Annotated in this window: 1 protein-coding gene; it reads right to left on the bottom strand. The window is 52.7% G+C overall.

Going from position 1 to position 556, the window contains the following annotated elements; all coding sequences use genetic code 11:
• On the bottom strand, nucleotides 1-556 hold a 556-nt coding region (locus tag ACOSP6_RS00155), incomplete at both ends, for a hypothetical protein (RefSeq protein WP_422095662.1).

The following is a 556-nucleotide window of genomic DNA, read 5'->3' as shown; positions in this document are numbered from 1 at the left end:
AGCACCAGTTTCACCCGTTGCACCTGTGTTTCCTGTTGCTCCAGTTTCACCAGTTTCACCCGTAGCACCTGTACTTCCTGTTGCTCCGGTTTCACCTGTAGCTCCCGTGCTTCCTGTTGCTCCAGTTTCACCAGTAGCTCCTGTATTTCCTGTAGCCCCAGTTTCACCTGTTGCTCCAGTTTCACCAGTAGCTCCCGTGCTTCCTGTTACTCCAGTTTCACCAGTAGCACCTGTACTTCCTGTTGCTCCGGTTTCACCAGTTGCACCAGTACTTCCTGTAACCCCCGTACTTCCTGTTGCTCCAGTTTCACCTGTCGCTCCTGTACTTCCTGTTGCTCCAGTTTCACCCGTAGCACCTGTATTTCCTGTTGCTCCAGTTTCACCTGTAGCTCCTGTACTTCCTGTTGCTCCAGTTTCACCAGTAGCACCTGTATTTCCTGTTGCTCCGGTTTCACCTGTCGCTCCTGTGCTTCCTGTTGCTCCGGTTTCACCTGTAGCCCCAGTTCCACCTGTACTTCCTGTTGCTCCAGTTTCACCCGTAGCACCTGTGCTTCCT

This window comes from Tenacibaculum sp. MEBiC06402 (assembly GCF_049239625.1).
Lineage (GTDB): Bacteria > Bacteroidota > Bacteroidia > Flavobacteriales > Flavobacteriaceae > Polaribacter.
This window is presented reverse-complemented; position numbering and strand designations above follow the sequence as displayed.